The 17,531-nt window shown below is 43.9% G+C and carries 11 protein-coding genes; 3 read left to right on the top strand and 8 right to left on the bottom strand.

All coding sequences use genetic code 11. The annotated features are described in order from the left end of the window. Window positions 1–103: 103 nt before the first annotated feature. Complete coding sequence (locus BUQ91_RS02455; protein WP_072827330.1) at window positions 104–2,194, bottom strand: pectate lyase family protein; 2,091 nt, start codon at window positions 2,192–2,194, stop codon at window positions 104–106. 235 nt (window positions 2,195–2,429) lie between these two features. Here BUQ91_RS02455 and BUQ91_RS02450 point away from each other — a divergent pair, with 235 nt between their 5' ends. Beyond that, on the top strand, window positions 2,430–4,202 hold the full coding sequence (locus tag BUQ91_RS02450; RefSeq protein WP_074208025.1) for a glycoside hydrolase family 9 protein: 1,773 nt from the start codon (window positions 2,430–2,432) through the stop codon (window positions 4,200–4,202). Between the two features lie 92 nt (window positions 4,203–4,294). Here BUQ91_RS02450 and BUQ91_RS02445 read toward each other — a convergent pair whose 3' ends face one another. The 7 genes from BUQ91_RS02445 to BUQ91_RS02415 form a co-directional block, all read right to left on the bottom strand. After that, window positions 4,295–5,611 carry a pyridoxal phosphate-dependent aminotransferase gene (locus BUQ91_RS02445; RefSeq protein ID WP_074208024.1) on the bottom strand — a complete coding sequence of 439 codons (1,317 nt, stop codon included), beginning with the start codon at window positions 5,609–5,611 and terminating at the stop codon, window positions 4,295–4,297. Window positions 5,612–5,656: 45 nt separating this feature from the next. Continuing rightward, a complete protein-coding gene (locus BUQ91_RS02440; RefSeq protein ID WP_074208023.1) occupies window positions 5,657–6,445 on the bottom strand; it encodes a fibrobacter succinogenes major paralogous domain-containing protein in 789 nt (262 codons plus the stop codon). Between the two features lie 61 nt (window positions 6,446–6,506). Continuing rightward, window positions 6,507–7,325, bottom strand: coding sequence for an FISUMP domain-containing protein (locus tag BUQ91_RS02435; RefSeq protein WP_074208022.1), 819 nt, complete (start codon window positions 7,323–7,325; stop codon window positions 6,507–6,509). 29 nt (window positions 7,326–7,354) lie between these two features. Continuing rightward, on the bottom strand, window positions 7,355–7,717 hold the full coding sequence (locus BUQ91_RS02430) for a hypothetical protein (RefSeq protein ID WP_074208021.1): 363 nt from the start codon (window positions 7,715–7,717) through the stop codon (window positions 7,355–7,357). 47 nt (window positions 7,718–7,764) lie between these two features. Continuing rightward, a complete protein-coding gene (leuA2, locus tag BUQ91_RS02425) occupies window positions 7,765–9,321 on the bottom strand; it encodes a 2-isopropylmalate synthase LeuA2 (protein ID WP_074208020.1) in 1,557 nt (518 codons plus the stop codon). 585 nt (window positions 9,322–9,906) lie between these two features. Then, window positions 9,907–11,577: a PA14 domain-containing protein gene (locus BUQ91_RS02420; protein WP_175566587.1), complete on the bottom strand. Its 1,671-nt coding sequence runs from the start codon at window positions 11,575–11,577 to the stop codon at window positions 9,907–9,909. A 606-nt stretch (window positions 11,578–12,183) separates the two neighbouring features. After that, window positions 12,184–13,098, bottom strand: a complete 915-nt coding sequence (locus BUQ91_RS02415; RefSeq protein WP_074208018.1) for a PD-(D/E)XK nuclease family transposase — start codon at window positions 13,096–13,098, stop codon at window positions 12,184–12,186. Window positions 13,099–13,331: 233 nt separating this feature from the next. Here BUQ91_RS02415 and BUQ91_RS02410 point away from each other — a divergent pair, with 233 nt between their 5' ends. Continuing rightward, a complete protein-coding gene (locus BUQ91_RS02410; protein ID WP_074208017.1) occupies window positions 13,332–16,265 on the top strand; it encodes an N-6 DNA methylase in 2,934 nt (977 codons plus the stop codon). Further along, on the top strand, window positions 16,255–17,529 hold the full coding sequence (locus BUQ91_RS02405) for a restriction endonuclease subunit S (RefSeq protein ID WP_074208016.1): 1,275 nt from the start codon (window positions 16,255–16,257) through the stop codon (window positions 17,527–17,529). Before BUQ91_RS02410 ends, BUQ91_RS02405 begins: the two co-directional genes overlap by 11 nt. The last annotated feature ends 2 nt before the right edge of the window (window positions 17,530–17,531 follow it).

The following is a 17,531-nucleotide window of genomic DNA, read 5'->3' as shown; positions in this document are numbered from 1 at the left end:
TTTACTAAAGTCAGTAGTCATCAGTCAATGGTCAATAGTTTTTTTAAAGCCCCCAAAAGATCCTTCAACCAAAGACTAATGACTAACAACCAATGACCAATAACTAGTTCTTCACGAACTTCATGGTCTGCAATCCAAGAGGCGTCAAGAATCGGACGATGTAGACCCCTGCACGGAGCGAGCTCATGTCAAGCACACGGGCATCGCCTACGCTCTTGATGTCTGTAATATTGACTCGGCGGCCATCAACACCGATGATATCCAAACGGGTGATGTCTGCGGCACCTATAACAAGGCTTGCAGAACGGGCATCATAATAAATTTCGCGAGGCTTCGTCATCATAACTTTCGCAAAGCCCATCGTCCCTTCTGAACTCGAACTTTCGACCTTTTCGTTGCTGGAACTGTCACTGGATTCTTCGCTCGAGGAACTCAGAATGACGTTGGAAGAAGAACTGTTACTGGATCCTTCGCTCGATGAGCTCAGGATGACGTTAGAAGAGGATGAACTCTGTATGACGCTAGAAGAGGAAGAATATTCCATCACTTCCCCATTGCTACCCTTGTATGCCATGAGCGCATCTTTGAGCGCTTGGTTCACGTCCGAAGAGGCATCGTCAACAGAATTGTCAAAGGTCCACTTGAAATCGCCACCCTGCAAACGGCCAGCGTAGGCACGCACATTCGCAACAGCCTGTTCCGGAGAATCAGCCGTGTAGCTGTACATGATAGACTTGTCCGTATCGAAGTTGTTATACGTATTTGCGCCATCGTAAGACTTAACGCTAGACGGCACCTGAGCTTCGCGACTGCTTACAACATAAGCGTCAAAATCGACCTTAGAATCAATATCGCCAATTGCAGTTTCTTTACCCTTCAAAATGTATTTGCTTGCGCCATACGGAATAAACGTGTAAGAGCCTTCCATGTGGTTATTGTAAGCCTTGATTGTACCGCCCGCTTCCTTGCTGAACGTACCGTTATTGGTCGGATCGCGCTTGGTGCCGCTCGCATAGACGTCGGTTCCCTGCAACGAGGTCATCATCGGATATTTGCAATTGCGGAAGTAGTTTGCTTCCATGAACACGGAAGAGCCCAGCGTAGAGCCTGCGCCGTACTTGGCATTGCCATCGTAATAGTTGTTGTACACATGAGCGCTGTAGTAACGCACACGCGGATGACGGCTATCGGAGTGATCGTACCAGTTATGGTGATACGTGATGTAATAGCCCCCATTGGCACCTTCCTTAAGGCCGAGCAAATTGGACTTGCCATTATCCCAGAAATGGTTGTAGCTAAAGGTCACATAAGTCGATAGCTTGCAATCCAAGGCGCCATCGCCCTTGACCTGGTCCTTGTCGCTACCCGCATGGCCGTAGAAAAAGTCATTGTTGTGGACCCAGATATACTGGTTATCCTGCTGGAGCGTGATGTTGTCGCCTTCGTCGGAATCAACATTCATAATGCCGATGTTTCGGATTTCCAAATCCTGGGTTCCTTTGACGCGGAAACCCCAGCCATTTGCAGTCGCATCATTACCGATGCCTTCAACAGTCATCGAAAGGCCCTCTTTTTTGCCCATATCGATGGTGATGTCGCCCTTGTCGGTCACTTCGGGGTCCGTCACATTTCCCAGGAGACGAATCACCAGCGGGCGCTTATCATAGCCCTTCTTGAACGAAGTTAAGATATTTTGGAGGCCCACACTTTCCGTAACGGCGCCCTTGTTGCTCGTGACGACATCCAGCTTGACCGTGTTCTTCGTCGATTCCGAAATGTAGAGGACGACAGCTCCCGATTTGAGCGTACCGTCTGCGTTATAGGCGCCCGGAACATGTCCGTTGCTAAACGCGAATCCAGCACGGTCATGCGCCTTGACTTCTAACGATTTGGATGTGGTCGAAGCAGTCTCTTTGCCGCCTTTTACAGACGCCACCTTGAGCGTGTAACTACCCGCCTTGAGGCCGACCACGTCGACACGGAACTTGGAACCGTATTTGCGGATGAGCGGAGCATCTACCTTGACATCGCTAGCTCCAGCGCCCGAATAATAGACGTTGTAGCTATCGGAACCGTCAGATGCCCATTCGGCATAGGCCGATTCTAAAGCACCAGAGGCTATCTGAAGAGAAACCTGTGCGTTGGCCACAGCAAAAAAGCCAGCACATGCGAAAATAGAAACAATTTGTTTCATAAAACATCCCAACCCAAAAATGGGCTAATAAAATTAGCCCCACACCGGTAATCAATATACCCCCTTTGTCAATTTTTAGCAATAGCGCAAAGCAAATGCAATAAAAAAATTACATATGAAGAAGCCCGATTTAGAGCGGTTTCATAAATATGAATTTTATTTTTCGTGAAAAATCACATTAAAACAATTATATTGTGGTCGCTACAGTGTGGATGGGAAACCTTAGAGGATGAGTATGTTAAAAAAGACTTTTTTAGCAGGCCTTGCTGTATTTGGCCTCGCATTCACCGACGCCCAGGCTGCATTGAGCGACGACGATTACATCGAAGCCGCATGGATGACCACACGATTCTTTGGCGCCCAGCGTTCTGGCCAAGGTCCGAACTGGGTTCTCGACGGAACAAACAACCCCACCAGTTTCACGAACGAAAAATACAATGGCAAGGATGTCAGTGGTGGTTGGTTCGACTGCGGTGACCACGTGATGTACGGTCAAACCCAAGGCTATTCCTCTTACGTTTTGGCACTCAGCTTTGCAGAATTCACCAAGGGTTACTACGACCTTTATACCGGTGACTACACCGACTACAAGGCAAGCAAGGATTACACCCGCAAAGGCGGTAAACCGAATGACGTGCGCGACCTTTTGGAAGAACTCCGCTACGAAGCAGACTTTTGGGTTAAGGCAGCCATCGACGAAAACAACTTTGTGACCGTGAAGGGTAACGGCAATCAGGACCATAACAAATGGGTTACCGCAGGTGTCATGACCAAGCTCGGAACCGGCGATGGCGGTGAACCGCGCGAAATCAAAGGCAATGCGGACGACGCCTATACACCGGGCATGGCAGCCGCTATGCTTGCCGTTATGGCTCGTATCGACCCCGATGAAAGTGCTCGCGAAAAATACTTGAAGGCAGCAAAGACCGCATTTGCATACGCCAAGAAGCACAAAGGCGTTACGAACTCCCAAGGTTTCTATGAATCCAGTTGGTGGAACGGCATTTGGGAAGATGGTCCATTCCTTGCCGCAACAGAACTTTACCGTACGACCAAGGATGAATCCTACAAATCCGAAGCACAAAAATACTGGGACAAGATTGACTTCGACAAGAACAGCTTCACCCGCTTTAGCTATTCTGACGCAAGCCCGCTCTCTTACATCCTCGGTGAATTCATCTTTGGTTTCAACCCGCTAGGCGACTACGCCGGTGTGCAAAACTACCTCGACAAGATGTACCTCGATCAGGTAGACAGCAAGGGTATTTACAATAAAGAAACTGGTGGCGCAGGAAAGTTCCCGACCCGCACTCCGGCAGGCGGCGCATTCCTCTATTCACTTTACTCCAAATTTGCAAAGGACAATTCCTACGACGAAGCTATCGAAAAGAACGTCGCTTATCTTCTTGGTGACAACAGCAATAAGAAATCTTACGTTGTTGGCTTTACCCGCAACGGAGCCAACGCTCCGACGCATCCGCATCATCGTGGCTACTATGGCAACGAAGACGCAGGTCGCGATGTCAACAGCATGGGTGGCGCACCTGAAAAGAACAAACTTTTGGGCGGTATGATTGCAGGCGACTTCACAAGCGGAAGCCACAGCAATAGCACAGCCCAATGGCAGGTGAACGAAGTCTGCCTCGACTTGAACGCTCCGCTCGTTGGCGCACTCGGTTACATCTTGAGCAAGAAAGCCCCAGTCGAAAAGATCGCAAGCGATGTTGAAGAACCGGAAGAAGAAAAGAAACCTGAAGAAGGTATTGTTGCAGGCCGCATCCTGAATACAAACACATTCAGCCTCGTTCGCAGTACCTCATCCATTACAATAAACAGCGCAAACAATGCTCCATTCGCTGTTCAGGTCTTCGGAGTCTCCGGCAAGCTCGAACAAGAACTTATCAGTGATGGACACAGCCTGAATATCAGCATCCAGAACAAGGGCCTGAAGATCATCAAGGTTTCTTCCAAGAATGCAACCAAGACGTTCAAGGTGAATAATTACTAGAAATTAGGAATCGTCATTGCGAGAGTGCGCAGCACTCGAAGCAATCTCAAACAATTTTATCAAGTTCGCGATGTAATTCGCGGACTTTTTATTTACAGTTTAATGCGAGAAATCGCTTCTTTGAAAACCGCAGGGTCTTGCAGCAGGCTAATGACCACCCAGCCATCTTCGTCAAAATCAAAGAAGAAGCCCGGCTGTACAAGCACATGCTTTTCTCGAAGCAAGCGAAGCGTGAGTTCTTCGTCATCTTCGCCAAGACGCACAACAGCGTACCAGCCACCGAGAACTTCGGGACAATACTTGGACGGGAACGCTTCGCGAAGCATCTGCCAATTAGTTAGGAGTCGCTCGCGGACACGCGATTCATAAGCAGAAGCCTTGGGTAAAAGCGAAATGCCGAGAGCCTGCGCAGGTGCAGAAACGCTCAAGTATGCGTCTTCGACGAACTCGAGAGCCGCGCGAATTTCTTCGAAATTTTCGCGCGGGGCGTAGAAAGCCATCCAGCCGAGCTTTAGCTGCGGCGAGCCCACAGCTTTGCTGAGACCATTCAGCCAGAAAATCGGGCACTTCGGACCGTTTTCGGGAAGGTTAATAAAGTCTCCCCCGCCCGCATCCCAGAGATCCTTCGACTCCACTTCGTTTCGCTCAGGATGACAAGGCGCGAAAACATATTGCCAAGTGCGCGAGACTTTATCCGAGAAAGCATAATCGCCGAATACTTCGTCGACGACGAGAATCATGTTGTTCTCTTCGCAGAAACTGACCGCAGCGTTCCATTCTTCACGAGAGATGCAATGACCAGTCGGATTATGTGGCGAGACAAGCAACAAGATTTTTGCATGTTCCGGCGCCGCCAAGAGGCTGTCGGAATCCAGGACAAAACGGAAGGTGGATTTTACTGGATTCTTCACTTCGCTCAGAATGACGTTTTTTTTCGCCTTAACCGGTTGCCGTACAAGTTTCAAAAAGTACGGAGCACATTCCAAATGCTCGAGCTGCGCAAGCGTATCCAAAAGCGGATAGCCTGGCATCGGCGTCAAAATCACATCGCCCGGATCGCAGAACGTCTTGAACAAAACGGAATAAGCTTCGCTCGTGCTTGCGGTTAGGATTATCTGCCCAGCAGTAAAATTGCCACCACGTTCGCGGTAATACTCCACCACCGCCTCGCGTGCCGATTTCCAACCCGCCGCATCTGGACTCCAGTTGCCAAAAGCTTTACGACCTTCATCAACCGCATCATCTAAATCCACCGGCAAGCCAGCCTTCACAGGCGAGCTCACCGTCATGTCGATAAACGGAAGTGCATCTGAATTCGCGCACGCAGCAAGCACATCGGCTTTTGCGCGTTCCAATTCAGCAAAAAATGGAGACGGAGAAAGATCTTTAGGCAAACGTGAAGAAAGCATGATAGCTCAAATTTAGAAAACAGTTCACCAAGTAGTGCAATGACATTAATCTTTCACACAGCGGACGGATGAGCCATAAACTTTACTCCAGAGACCCGTACCAACACCATCCTCAAATTCTCTCAAATTCACAGAAAATGCATGATACCACCGTTCTTCTGAAGATGTCCAAAAACACGCTTCACGGCCCTCATTATAATAAGCGCCCTGATCACCTTTATAGCCTGCAGGAACCACATTAAATCCGTACGAATCCGTTCCTGCAAAATAAAGCCAGTTACCACTAGACCTGAGCTTTTTTCCCGCATTATCGGTATCGTACAAGTAAGTTGCATTTTGAGTACCACCTACCGCACCAAACAATGTTCGCCATTCATTAAACGTAGGCAAATGCCAACCCGCCGGGCACAATCCAGACACAGGATATACCGGATTGCAATCATGGCCATAGCCACAATTCACACCATTGGCGCTCCACACGGCAGCACTATCCATCACAGCAGACCATGGATAAAGGCGGCCATATTGTTCACACTTCTCGGGATTATTGCCCCAACAGAAACTATTGGACGTTTCCAGATTCAAGTTTTCAGCCATCCACCACTGGTCACCAATTTTCACGGTCTTATAGGTTTGACCATCTCGGTCATCCGTCAACGTTCCGTATTCGCATGTATCTGTACTATCCGTTTTGCACGGTGTCGCCTGCGGAACCGAAGACAAATCTATGGGAGTCTCCGTTACAACAGAATTATTTGACGCATCGTCACCGCAAGCGATGAAACTAGACAAAAGAATACAAACGAGTGAAAAGAATGCAATACGTTTATTCATAAACCCTCCTTCTTTATTTTGTATAATATACAAAATATATTTGAATAAAAGAGAGCTTAGTTTAATCTTTCACGCAACGGATGGAATATCGATCCTTGTCCATATGGCCCAAAACACCACCACCATTTCTAGAACTTCCGTCATCACTGAATAAAGTCGCATTGCCCGAATCATAGCCCATCGACAACATATTGAAACGATTTGGCGCATTTTTACGCGACACAATAAAACAGGCTCCAACATTCAAATAATAGAAGCCAAGGACATCATCACCAAACCTGCCTGCCGCTAGAGCCGAAAAACCAAATGCATCAAAACCATTTCCACTCACCCCCTCATCATAATCTTGCCATCCCGTCTTGGACTTCAAGAAATAACCCGCATTATGCCATATAAACTTTTTTTCTTCATCTTGTACGCCACCAACATTTTTCAAAAGCGTTTCGACCTCGCTCACCTGTGGCAAATGCCAACCCGGAGGGCACGCTTCTTCAGCCTCGTCCCATGAGTAGAGGCGACCGTACTCTTTACAAATGGTAGAATCATTTTTATAGCAGGCGGCCTCCCCCTGTTTATACTTCAGATTTTCAGCCATCCACCACTGGTCACCAATTTTAACGGCCTTGTACTTTACGCTGTCTCGGCTATCCTCAAAAAATTCCTCGATAATTTTTGAGGGCGCAACTTTTTCCAACAATTTTTCAGCAGCTTTTCTATCTCTTATTTTACCAAAGGCCGTAATCTTATCTTCAATTTTAAAGATAAGCTCCATAGTATCTTCAGCCGATCTCTTTCCGTTCTTTTGATTTTGGAAAGTAAGGTTATACGCCATTGAAAGGAACACCGCAACAAATGCAAGTATTATCCAAATGCGTTGCATATCTATTTTATTCCTATAAAAACTTAAAACTACTTCTTACGTTTTTTCAAGAAACTTGCAAGCGCAACGGCAATCAAGATGCCTGCCGGGAGCACGACAGCAATCGTCAAGAGAATAAGCTTTTGAAGGTCGCTTAATCCCTTGAGCGATTTTTTGAAATTTTTGAAGCGAGCACGCAGACCAGGCTTTGCGACTTCTTCGGAACCTTCGACATTTTCGCCATCAACGTCACCATTGTTCGCCAACTCTTCGGAACCGGCAAAAGCCCTGATGTTCGGGAAAAGCGCCAACAACTTGGACGCCGATTCCTTAACAGGCCCCACAAATCCGTCCGCACGCGAACGAACCTTACCATAGACTTTTTTGAATGGCGTCTTAAGTTGTTCTAACATTATTTTCTCCTATGGACTGCTTCACTCGCGATGACGTGCAACGACGTTTACGCTTTCTTGTAAATCAGGTTCACGCCGCCGAAGAGAGCACGCATGTTGGCCTTGAGCGTATCACTCGAAACACCGCGACCTTCGACTTCTTCGTTGTTCGCCTTCAAGACAATGCGGCTTAAGCCACGACCGGCCCACAACTTGTCCTTTTCAGGAACAACGAGTTGGCGGTACTTCACGAGTTCCACCGGCATGCCGATTTCACGCATGAGCATCAAAGCAGCCTCAATCGGACCTTCGGCAGTCACGGACTTCACAAGCGCTTCGCCATCCTTCTTGAAGTGGAAAATGAAGCGGTTTTCGTCCGGAATGACTTCGATGTTGTTGAACACCAGGCGACCGTTCACGTTGACGAACTGTTCGCGGAACACGTCGAGCACGCGTTCGGCACTGAGTTCGCCTTCGGCTTCGCTCAAGCGCTTCAGCACCGGCTGCAACTTGGAAGCTTCCTGCAAGGTCATCTTGTAGCCGAACTTCGTGATGATTTCGTACACGGCGGTGCGACCGCTCTGGCTTGTAAAGCTGAGCGTATCGTTCTGGTTACGACCGATGATAGAGTAATCAATCGGACGGTAAGCGCCTTTCTTCATGTCCTTCGTCTTGGATGCGCCATCCTGGTGGATGCCACTGCGATGGACGATAGCTTCAGTACCGATCAACGGAGCGCGGATGTATATAGGCACGCCGCTCCAGTGGCTCACGAGAATTGCGGTTTCGTAAATGCGTTCGAGATGCAGTCCCGTTTCGACACCGGAGTTATGCAGGCCAATAGCCACTTCGTAGAAGTTCGTGTTGCCGCAACGTTCGCCGAGGCCGTTCAAAGCGACTTCCAGCTGAGTGGCACCGACAAAGAAACTTTCAACGGTAGCAGCCGTTGCCATGCCGAGGTCGTTATGGCAGTGCACAGAAATCGTGATGTTCTTGGGCAGAGCTTCGTAAACCTGCTTGACCTGATCCACATAGAGCTTCGGACGATAGCGTTCCACCGTATTCGGCAGGTTAATCGTTGTCGCACCGGCTTCGACAACAGCCTTCAGAACGTCAATCACAAAATCCATGTTTTCGAGGCAGTCGCCAAAATGTTCGGCGCTGAATTCCACATCGCCCTTGTCGCCGACGAGCGACTTTGCAAACTTAACGCACTTCACAGCCTTTTCCTTGACCTGTTCGGGCGTCATGTGCAGCACGTTTTCCATGGACAAGGGGCTTGTGGCGAGGAACGTATGGATACGCGGATGCGGAGCGTACTGGACAGCTTCCCAGCAGCGCTGGATATCGCTTTCGATGCAGCGAGCGAGGCCAGAAACCACGACGTTCTTTGCAGTTTCGTCGCCTTCTTCCGCCATCTGTGCGGTGAGCTTTGCAAGTTCCATGACCGATTCAAAATCCATTTCGCTAGACGCAGGGAAACCGACTTCGGCACCTTGCACACCGAGCTTCAAGAGCAACAGATAAACATCTTTTTTCTGGGCGTTGTTCCAGGGCTTCGGAAGAGCCTGGTTACCATCACGCAGTGTTACGTCATAGAAGAATGGTTTTCTCGTTTCAGTCATTTTTATCTCCTTGCCGGCTTCAAGACCGCAAAGTTCCTTTAATTTTTCAATTCCAAAAATAGAATTTCGCCATAAAAAAGAACCCGCTTCGTTCTCGAAGCGGGCGCTTTTAGGTTGAAATTCGTTTGAAAATCTTTGAAAAATCCCTAAAACCTCGCTTCGGTAGCGATGCTAAGTAGAAGTAGAAGGTTCAAGATTTTTCTCATGTGCATGAATATACAAAGTTTCGAGGGGAATGGCAAGGGGGCACGGAGTAGTTGTTTCCATTTTGGAAACTACTGCTTTTTACGAATCGGGTGGCGAATGACGGTTTTCAATTTTTCCGAGGCAACCTTGCACGCATCAGAAAAGTCATAGTCGCCACGTCATCGACAAAAAGTCCAAAGCCTTCTAATTTCATTGCAAAGTCTTCTTTCACAGCATACACAAATGTACACTATTTTATAAATTTGTCAAGCCTTTTTTGCGATTCCAGAGCCATAGCAAAAAAATCGTTTCGTAAGCCCCTCCAAAACTGTTTGTTTCGCCCCAAAAGTACGGATAAGCCCGACAGAGCCGAAAATCTTTGGGTTTTCGGTTCGTTGATTACTGGATGTTGAAAAAGCCTTTGATTCTTCCCAAAAGGTCGTACAGCTTGCCGTTTTTTTGTGGTTTCTGTTGTGCTTTGACTTTGTGGATGCGAATCGTTTTTTGTTCTGGCACTTCCAATTTTTGCATCGGATCTCCGATAATCGATTCTCCATAGAACCAATCGTAAAGGTCTTCCTTATGGCCGTACTGGTTTCTTTTCACCCTTTCGTTCACCCATTCCCGGAACGATTCGCCAATGAATTTGCGCTCAAAGGCGTAATACATGAAACCATCCATTTGGTCGCTTCCACTGGTTTTGGACGAACCGATACTTACAAAACCGCCGTTAATCGTGTTAAAGATATGCTCGCTTCCAACAGAGGCACTATTGGCGTTGCCGTAGAAATCATAGCAGGTAAGTGGACCACAGCAAGCAAAGTGGAAAAATCTCGGTGAGACGCACATGTTTCTTTCCACTTGTGTTATATCCAGCCCGTTTCCAAGGCCAGTTTGGCCTCCGTGCCCACCGTAAAGGGCCCAATCATACTTATCTGATTTTATGTTGTCTAGATATTCCTGCCCGTCAGCGATAGACTTATCAAGGGAGTCTGGGGAATAAAGAAGGCTCAAACCATCAACGAATTTCTGGTCTAGAGGATTGTTTAAGCCTCCTTCCTCAGTTAGGAACATGGCACTACGCGTAGCTTTCTTGAACAAACCGAGATAGTAGTTGTGGATTTTCTCGAAATATCTCAATAAAAGTATTTTGGGGTTACCGTAGAAACCAGCCGTGTTGGGGTCAATTCGAGAGACCCATATTTCAAAGGAATCAGAAACTGCGCCACTTTTGGAATAGTGCCCGTCAAAAACTCCATTGGATTTTCCAGAAATCCAAAGGTGCTTTATGTCCTCTTCGGGGAGCGAATCTATCATGAAAATATTTCCGTAATAGGTTTGGTTGAGACCGCGTGTGCTCTTGTCATTTTGACGCCAAACGGAATCAGGGATTGGTTCATAGGAGGCATTATTCCCGCATTTCCATTTTAGGGTAAGATAAGCGTCGCCAAATTCTTCTGCATAGTTTAGTTTGAATTTGTAGAGACTGTCTTTCTTGAATTGAAAAGCGCTGTAATAGGGAATGTCCCAGTTGTTGAACCATGCGTCAATGAGCAGGGAATCGTTAATCCAAAGGCGTCTGTCGTTGTCCGTAGTAAGTTGCAGGGAACAAAGTGCGGTGACTGGAGATTTGAGGTATCCGGAATAGGCAATTGAAAAACTATCCGCCGGCACCTTCCCTGGTATCGGAGAACCGTTGCGTACATTAAAGTTTAATGTTGTCGTGGTGGTATCAAACAACTTTCCGCCATAGGCTTCGGGGCCTCCGGCGGCCGTGTCTTTCCAAACACCGTCAAGATCCATGAAGTATAAGTCTGTTACCCAACGTTGGTATCGGAATCCTTCTTCTGTTTTCTGGTAAAATTCAAATTGAGCTCGCGGAATATCTCCAACAAAAAGGGCTCCCGTGATGGAATCCTTCTTGCTGACGAGCATTTTTTTTAGGTCGGTCGCTTTCCCGCCGTTCTTCTGGGATTTGAAAGATATGACAGAGGCATTTACTTGATAAGTATTCCAAATGTCATCTGTATAGGTGTTTATGGCATTCCTGATTTCGTTGTCTTTTATCATTTCGTCGTCAACGACAATGAGGATGTCAGATGCTCTACTCCATGCACAAACAGAAAATAGGAGAAATACCCCCCAAAAATATTTAAGTGTATTTTTCATGAAAGCCCCCCTAGACTTCATTAAAGACAAAATCCTTTTTAGTGAAATATATATTATTTCTCATTTGTCAGTATCTTTTACCATATTCTTTTCGTGCTTCTGCCGTCCATTTCCGAATAAAAAGTCTTTTCTGAGAGTTCTTTTTTTATGCCAAAAGTTTCCAGAAATTTTTCACAACTCCAGGCCAGTAGCACAATGCGATAATGGCGGGAATGAGGGACGAGATACATTGTAGCCAAGTAATATGACCAATGGCTATAAGGAAGTGGAGCACGGCTCCGAGTCGTAATCTTTTCATTTTTATCTTACAGTTCTAATAGTTGTATGGCAATATAACATCATCTAACCAATATATACAAAAGGCAATCTTGGTCTTCATAGTCAAAAGCTCATTTTCGCAGCCTCGAATAAAATTCTTGCTTTTTTATGCTTGTCTTTCTATTGGAATGCAAAAAAAAGAAAACCCGACTAAGTCGGGCTAGATTTTTCACTTAATAAGAAAAGCAATCACCGATTTCTTGGTAAGATTTCCTTTTTAGGAACCTTGAAAAGTTCAGCCGCTTTCTCTGGGGTCAATATTCCGGCATCGACCATTAACTGAGCATCTTCTTTATGGGCATCGTCATGTCCTTGAGCATAGGCCCCTTGTCTCTCGTAAAGCAAGTCTGTCATACCGTCAACCTCGTTCAAAAGAATTTCGTCGGTGTACCCTGTCAAAGATACATCTTTGATGAAATCCTTGTCAAGTAGGCTTTTTAACTTTTCTTCGGGAATATCTTTTTCTTCAAGGACATCGCGGAAAATGCGTAACATATCAGCTCGGGTAGACTGTTCTCGAACTTCTAGGGGTGTTCTATCTTCTATTGCGAAAAACTTTTCGAGTTCTATCAAATAGACATCCAACTTGTCATAAAAGTGACGCCGATTGCGTACGAGTTGTGAGTGATGAAGATAGGTGTTTCTTTCTAGAGGAAATTGGTTTTCGGTCAAGATTGAGAGCACATAAATGTGTGGCAATTTGTAGGTTTGCGATTTTTTAACGGTGCGGGTAAAAACCCGAGATGTGTAATAAATAAGACGATCAACGAAAAATTTATTGTAATTCTGCTGAACTTCGATAAGGATGGGTGCGCCTGCTTCCGTAGTGCCGTATATGTCAAAAATGGCTGTTTTATCGTTTAGAACACCAGGATTTTCTTGAACACCTAAAGTAAACGATTTGATGGCGTTTCCTCCTGTAAGTTCAAGCATAGCATTCAAAAATTTTACTGTACGTTCGGGTTTTGCCTCGTTCGCTATAAGCATTTTGAAAATGCCGTCGCTAAAAGGATAAACGTTCCTATACGTTTTGCGATATTCTGCCAAATGTTCAGGATGCTCATGGACGTCTTTTACCATGGCGAAAAATTCATTGCGATTCATAATCATTCCCCTATTTGGTTTAGGGCAAACAAAATACATCAAATATTTTTGAAAAAGTGAAAGTTTGCAAATTTTGCAATCTACCGTTTGCAAAAATTGAAAGATTGCAAACTATAGCTAGCATAAAAACTATGGATTTTTTTCAAGCCTTTCCGTAGAGTATTGGTTGGCACAAACAGCGCAGTTTTATATACTTTAGGACAGCCCTAAAATTAATTTTGGAGAACCAAAAATTGAAACTTTCACTTTCTGCATTAGAGACCTTTCTTAAACAGCAATGTGACGCACTCCGCACAAGTATGGATGCGGCAGAATATAAAGACTACATCATTGCGATGATTTTTATAAAATGGGCAAATGATAATTTTGCAATTCAACAAAAGGCATATGCAGAAAAGCTGCGTTCCGATTACAAGGACTTACCCGACATTTCAATTGCTTCGGAAATCGAAGAAAACAATACTGACATTTATAGTTTCTATGTTCCTGTAGAAGCTAGATGGAATATTGAAATAATGCCAGTACAATACACCAATAATGTATTAAATGAACGTGAAAAAGCGCAACAAATTGTAAATGATCCAACAAAAAATTCGGCAGAAATAAAAGAGGCGAAAGAGAAAATTCGCGAGTGCGAGAATCTACTTGAATGGAGAGGTCTTCTTGTCTGCACAGAAAATATAGGTGCAGCATTGACGCGTGCTTTAAGGCAACTCGAATTGGCAAATACTAAAACTTTGGACGGTGTATTAAAGTCTATCAACTTTAACAAACTTAATGGCAAGGGAGAACGCATTCTTTCGGATGAACTTCTTTCTAACATGATTAAGGACTTCAATAAGTATACGTTTACTGAGGATAATTTTGAGTTTCCTGATTTGCTAGGTGCGGCCTATGAATACCTTTTGAAGTTTTTTGCCGAAAGTGCTGGTAAAAAAGGCGGCGAGTTTTATACACCGGCCCCTGTCGTGGAGCTGATGGGAAAGATTTTGCAGCCTGCCCAAAACGCTTCTATTTGCGACCCGACGGTTGGTTCCGGTGGACTTCTTATCAATATGAAGAATTTTGTGGAAGCGCGCTATGGCTCTGCCAAAAATCTTCATATTTGCGGACAGGAAGTAATCGATGGCACATACAAGATGTGCAAGATGAACATGCTATTCCATGGCATTACTGACGCCAACATTCAGCTTGGCGATACGCTTTTGCATCCAAAGCACGTTATAAATGGTGAACTTGAAAAGTTTGATATCGTTGTAGCAAATCCGCCGTTCAGCCAGAACTACACCAAAAAGGACATGGAATTCACAGAACGTTTCTCTTCTTTTTGGATGAATACCAAAAAGCAGGCGGACTTTATGTTTGTCCAGCACATGGTTGCAATCCTTAAAGACGATGGACGGATGGCGGTAGTCATGCCTCATGGAGTTTTATTCCGTGGTGGCGAAGAAATGCGTTATCGCACTCACCTTATTAACGAAGGCCTGCTTGAATGTATTATCGGCCTTCCAGAAGGGCTTTTCTATGGAACCGGAATTCCAGCTTGCATTCTTATTATCAATAAAAAGGGTGCATCTGGACGTAATGGGGTATTCTTCATAAATGCGGATCGAGAATATAAGGAAGGCAAAAATCAGAATGTTCTTCGTCCCGAAGATGTAGAAAAAATCAGTTACGTCTATTTGAACAAGTGCGAAATTGAAAAATACAGTCGCTTTGTTTCAAAAGAAGAACTTGAAAAAGAGAACTACAATTGCAACATTCGCCGTTATATAGATAATACTCCTCCTGCAGAGAATCAGGATGTTTATGCTCATTTGCATGGAGGTGTTCCAGCAAAAGAAATTGAAGAGTTAGGCACACTTACGAATTGCTATGGAAATATTGAGGAAGTGATTTTCGAAGCAAATCATTCTGAGCACGGCGAAGAGTCCTATATGAATTTTGCAGGAGACATTTCGACTAGGGATGATATTAAAACAAAACTATTCAATTATATAGGCTATAAAAACACAAGAGCCGAATACGATGCAATCCTTAAAAATTTTTGGAAATCTGCTTGCAAAGAAATCAGCAAACTTCCTGAAACAAAGGACGTTTACGATTTGCAAAAAACGCTCTCATCGTTGTTCAGTGAATATCTATCTGCCAAAAACAATCCTGTACTCGATGAATATCAGAGCCGAGGAGCATTTGCCCAGTATATCGAAGACTTAAAATCTGATTTTAAATCCATAGCGGCAAGCGGATGGAATGCAACATTAATTCCAGATGAAGTAATTCTTCAGAGCCAGGCAGGCGATATTCTTGAACAATTAAAAGAAAAGAAGGCCCGTCGTGACGAAATAATCGAAAAGTTTGAAGAAGTCGCCAAGTTCGATGACGACGAGTGTGACGAAGAATTTGACGAAGATACATATGATGTATTCCCTAAGAAAATCGCCAAAGAATACAAGGATTCTAAATGTAATTTAAAAATGCAGTTAGATTCTCTTTCTAAAGAAGTTAAGAATAAAGAAGGAATTCTTAAAGCCTATAAGAAAAATGTAGATTCCGATAATAAAGAATACAAAAAAGAACTGAACAATAAGATTAAACAACTCAAAAAAGACAAATCAGATTCAAGTAAGATTGAAATTGATAAGTTGAATAAAATTATCGCAGATATTGATGAGCATAAAAAAAGAGAAACGTTGTCTTTAGACGCAATAAAGATAACTAAGTCTGAAGCAGAAGCAACAAAGGTCCTGTCAGAAATTGAAACTATTAAAAAACTTATTTCATCGAACAATGATAAAATAATAGAATTAAAAAGCCAGATTGATGCTATTGATACAAGGCTAAAGCATAATGATGAACTTGATGCAGAACAAAAGCAGCTTACAAAAGACATTAATGCAATAGAAAAGAACCTTGCTGAAATCGCCCAAAACGCCCGAGAAAAGATTAGTGCAGAGAACGCAAAAGAACTGATTCTTTCTATTGGTTATAAGCGTCTTTCGGACACAATCAATGAATATCTTGATTCTCATATCCGCAAACTTCAGCACCTCATTGAAGGTATTTACGACAAATACACCGTTACTCTCGGAACAATGATTAGCAAAAGAGACAAGGCTGTTGCCGAGCTCGATTCATTTATGAAGGAATTGGGATATGAGTGCTAGTGTTTGGAAAATAAGAAAATTAGGAACAATAGCCTCATTGCACGCACGTATTGGATGGCAAAACCTTAGAACAACAGAATTTCTTGATTCAGGTGATTACTATTTAATAACAGGAACTGATTTTGAAGATGGACATGTAAATTTTGATACATGTCATTATGTTGAAAAGAAGAGATTCAATCAGGATGCGAATATTCAACTGCAAATAGGAAGCATTCTTATAACTAAAGATGGAACTTTAGGTAAAGTTGCATACATTGATAAATTAAATAAGCCAGCAACATTAAATGCGGGTGTTTTTAATGTTGTTGTCAAAGATGAGCAAACAGAAAAAAAATATTTATTTCATCTGTTGAAATCACCGGCATTAATGAATTATGCTACAATAAAATCAACAGGTGGTACCATTAAACACCTTAATCAGAATGTCTTAATAAAATTCCCAGTTATTTCACCCAAAGATATAGAAGAACAAAAACACATCGCCGACATTCTCTCAACCTGCGACACTGTAATTCAAAACACACAAAAGACGATTGACAAACACAAAGCCATAAAGCAAGGCATGATGCTGGATTTGTTTACCCGCGGTCTCACAAAAGACGGAAAACTACGCCCATCCTACAAAGAAGCACCAGAGCTTTATAAAGAAAGTGAATTAGGAATTATTCCGAAAGATTGGGATATAAGTGACTTTGGAGATATCGGCTCATTGGCAATGTGCAAACGAGTTTTTCAATACGAAACGACAGATGAAGGAGAAATTCCTTTTTATAAAATTGGGACTTTTGGAGCTAATCCTGACGCATATATTTCTAAAACATTATATGAATCATATAGGAATCTCTTTTCTTATCCAAATAAAGGAGATATTCTCATTTCTGCATCTGGGACAATCGGCAGAACTGTTATTTTTGACGGTAAACCTGCTTATTTTCAAGATTCGAATATAATGTGGTTGGCTCACGATGAGAGAAGAATTTTAAATAATTATTTGTATTATCTTTATAAAACTATAACTTGGAATCTAGAAGGTTCAACAATAAAGAGATTATATACAGATAATTTTAAGAAAATAAAAGTGTCTTTTCCAAAGGATAAATTAGAACAAGACGAAATCGCAAAACGTCTATCATCCATAGATTTAGCAATCCAAAAGGAAGATGCTATTCTCGAAAAATACAAAAACATTAAAACAGGACTTATGGCACGTCTTTTGACTCCGCCAAAAGATGCGGTAATTATTGATGAAACAGAGGAGTAATG

It is taken from the genome of Fibrobacter sp. UWB11 (assembly GCF_900143015.1).
Classification (GTDB): domain Bacteria; phylum Fibrobacterota; class Fibrobacteria; order Fibrobacterales; family Fibrobacteraceae; genus Fibrobacter.
Note: the sequence above shows the minus strand (reverse complement) of the source record. Positions and strands in the feature narration are given on the sequence as shown.

Coding starts and splice junctions, on each gene's coding strand:
- BUQ91_RS02450 (WP_074208025.1), top strand. CDS start 2,430: ATGTTAAAAAAGACTTTTTTAGCAGGCCTTGCTGTATTTGGCCTCGCA.
- BUQ91_RS02420 (WP_175566587.1), bottom strand. CDS start 11,577: ATGATAAAAGACAACGAAATCAGGAATGCCATAAACACCTATACAGAT.
- BUQ91_RS02430 (WP_074208021.1), bottom strand. CDS start 7,717: ATGTTAGAACAACTTAAGACGCCATTCAAAAAAGTCTATGGTAAGGTT.
- BUQ91_RS02405 (WP_074208016.1), top strand. CDS start 16,255: ATGAGTGCTAGTGTTTGGAAAATAAGAAAATTAGGAACAATAGCCTCA.
- BUQ91_RS02455 (WP_072827330.1), bottom strand. CDS start 2,194: ATGAAACAAATTGTTTCTATTTTCGCATGTGCTGGCTTTTTTGCTGTG.
- leuA2 (WP_074208020.1), bottom strand. CDS start 9,321: ATGACTGAAACGAGAAAACCATTCTTCTATGACGTAACACTGCGTGAT.
- BUQ91_RS02435 (WP_074208022.1), bottom strand. CDS start 7,325: ATGCAACGCATTTGGATAATACTTGCATTTGTTGCGGTGTTCCTTTCA.
- BUQ91_RS02440 (WP_074208023.1), bottom strand. CDS start 6,445: ATGAATAAACGTATTGCATTCTTTTCACTCGTTTGTATTCTTTTGTCT.
- BUQ91_RS02415 (WP_074208018.1), bottom strand. CDS start 13,098: ATGAATCGCAATGAATTTTTCGCCATGGTAAAAGACGTCCATGAGCAT.
- BUQ91_RS02445 (WP_074208024.1), bottom strand. CDS start 5,611: ATGCTTTCTTCACGTTTGCCTAAAGATCTTTCTCCGTCTCCATTTTTT.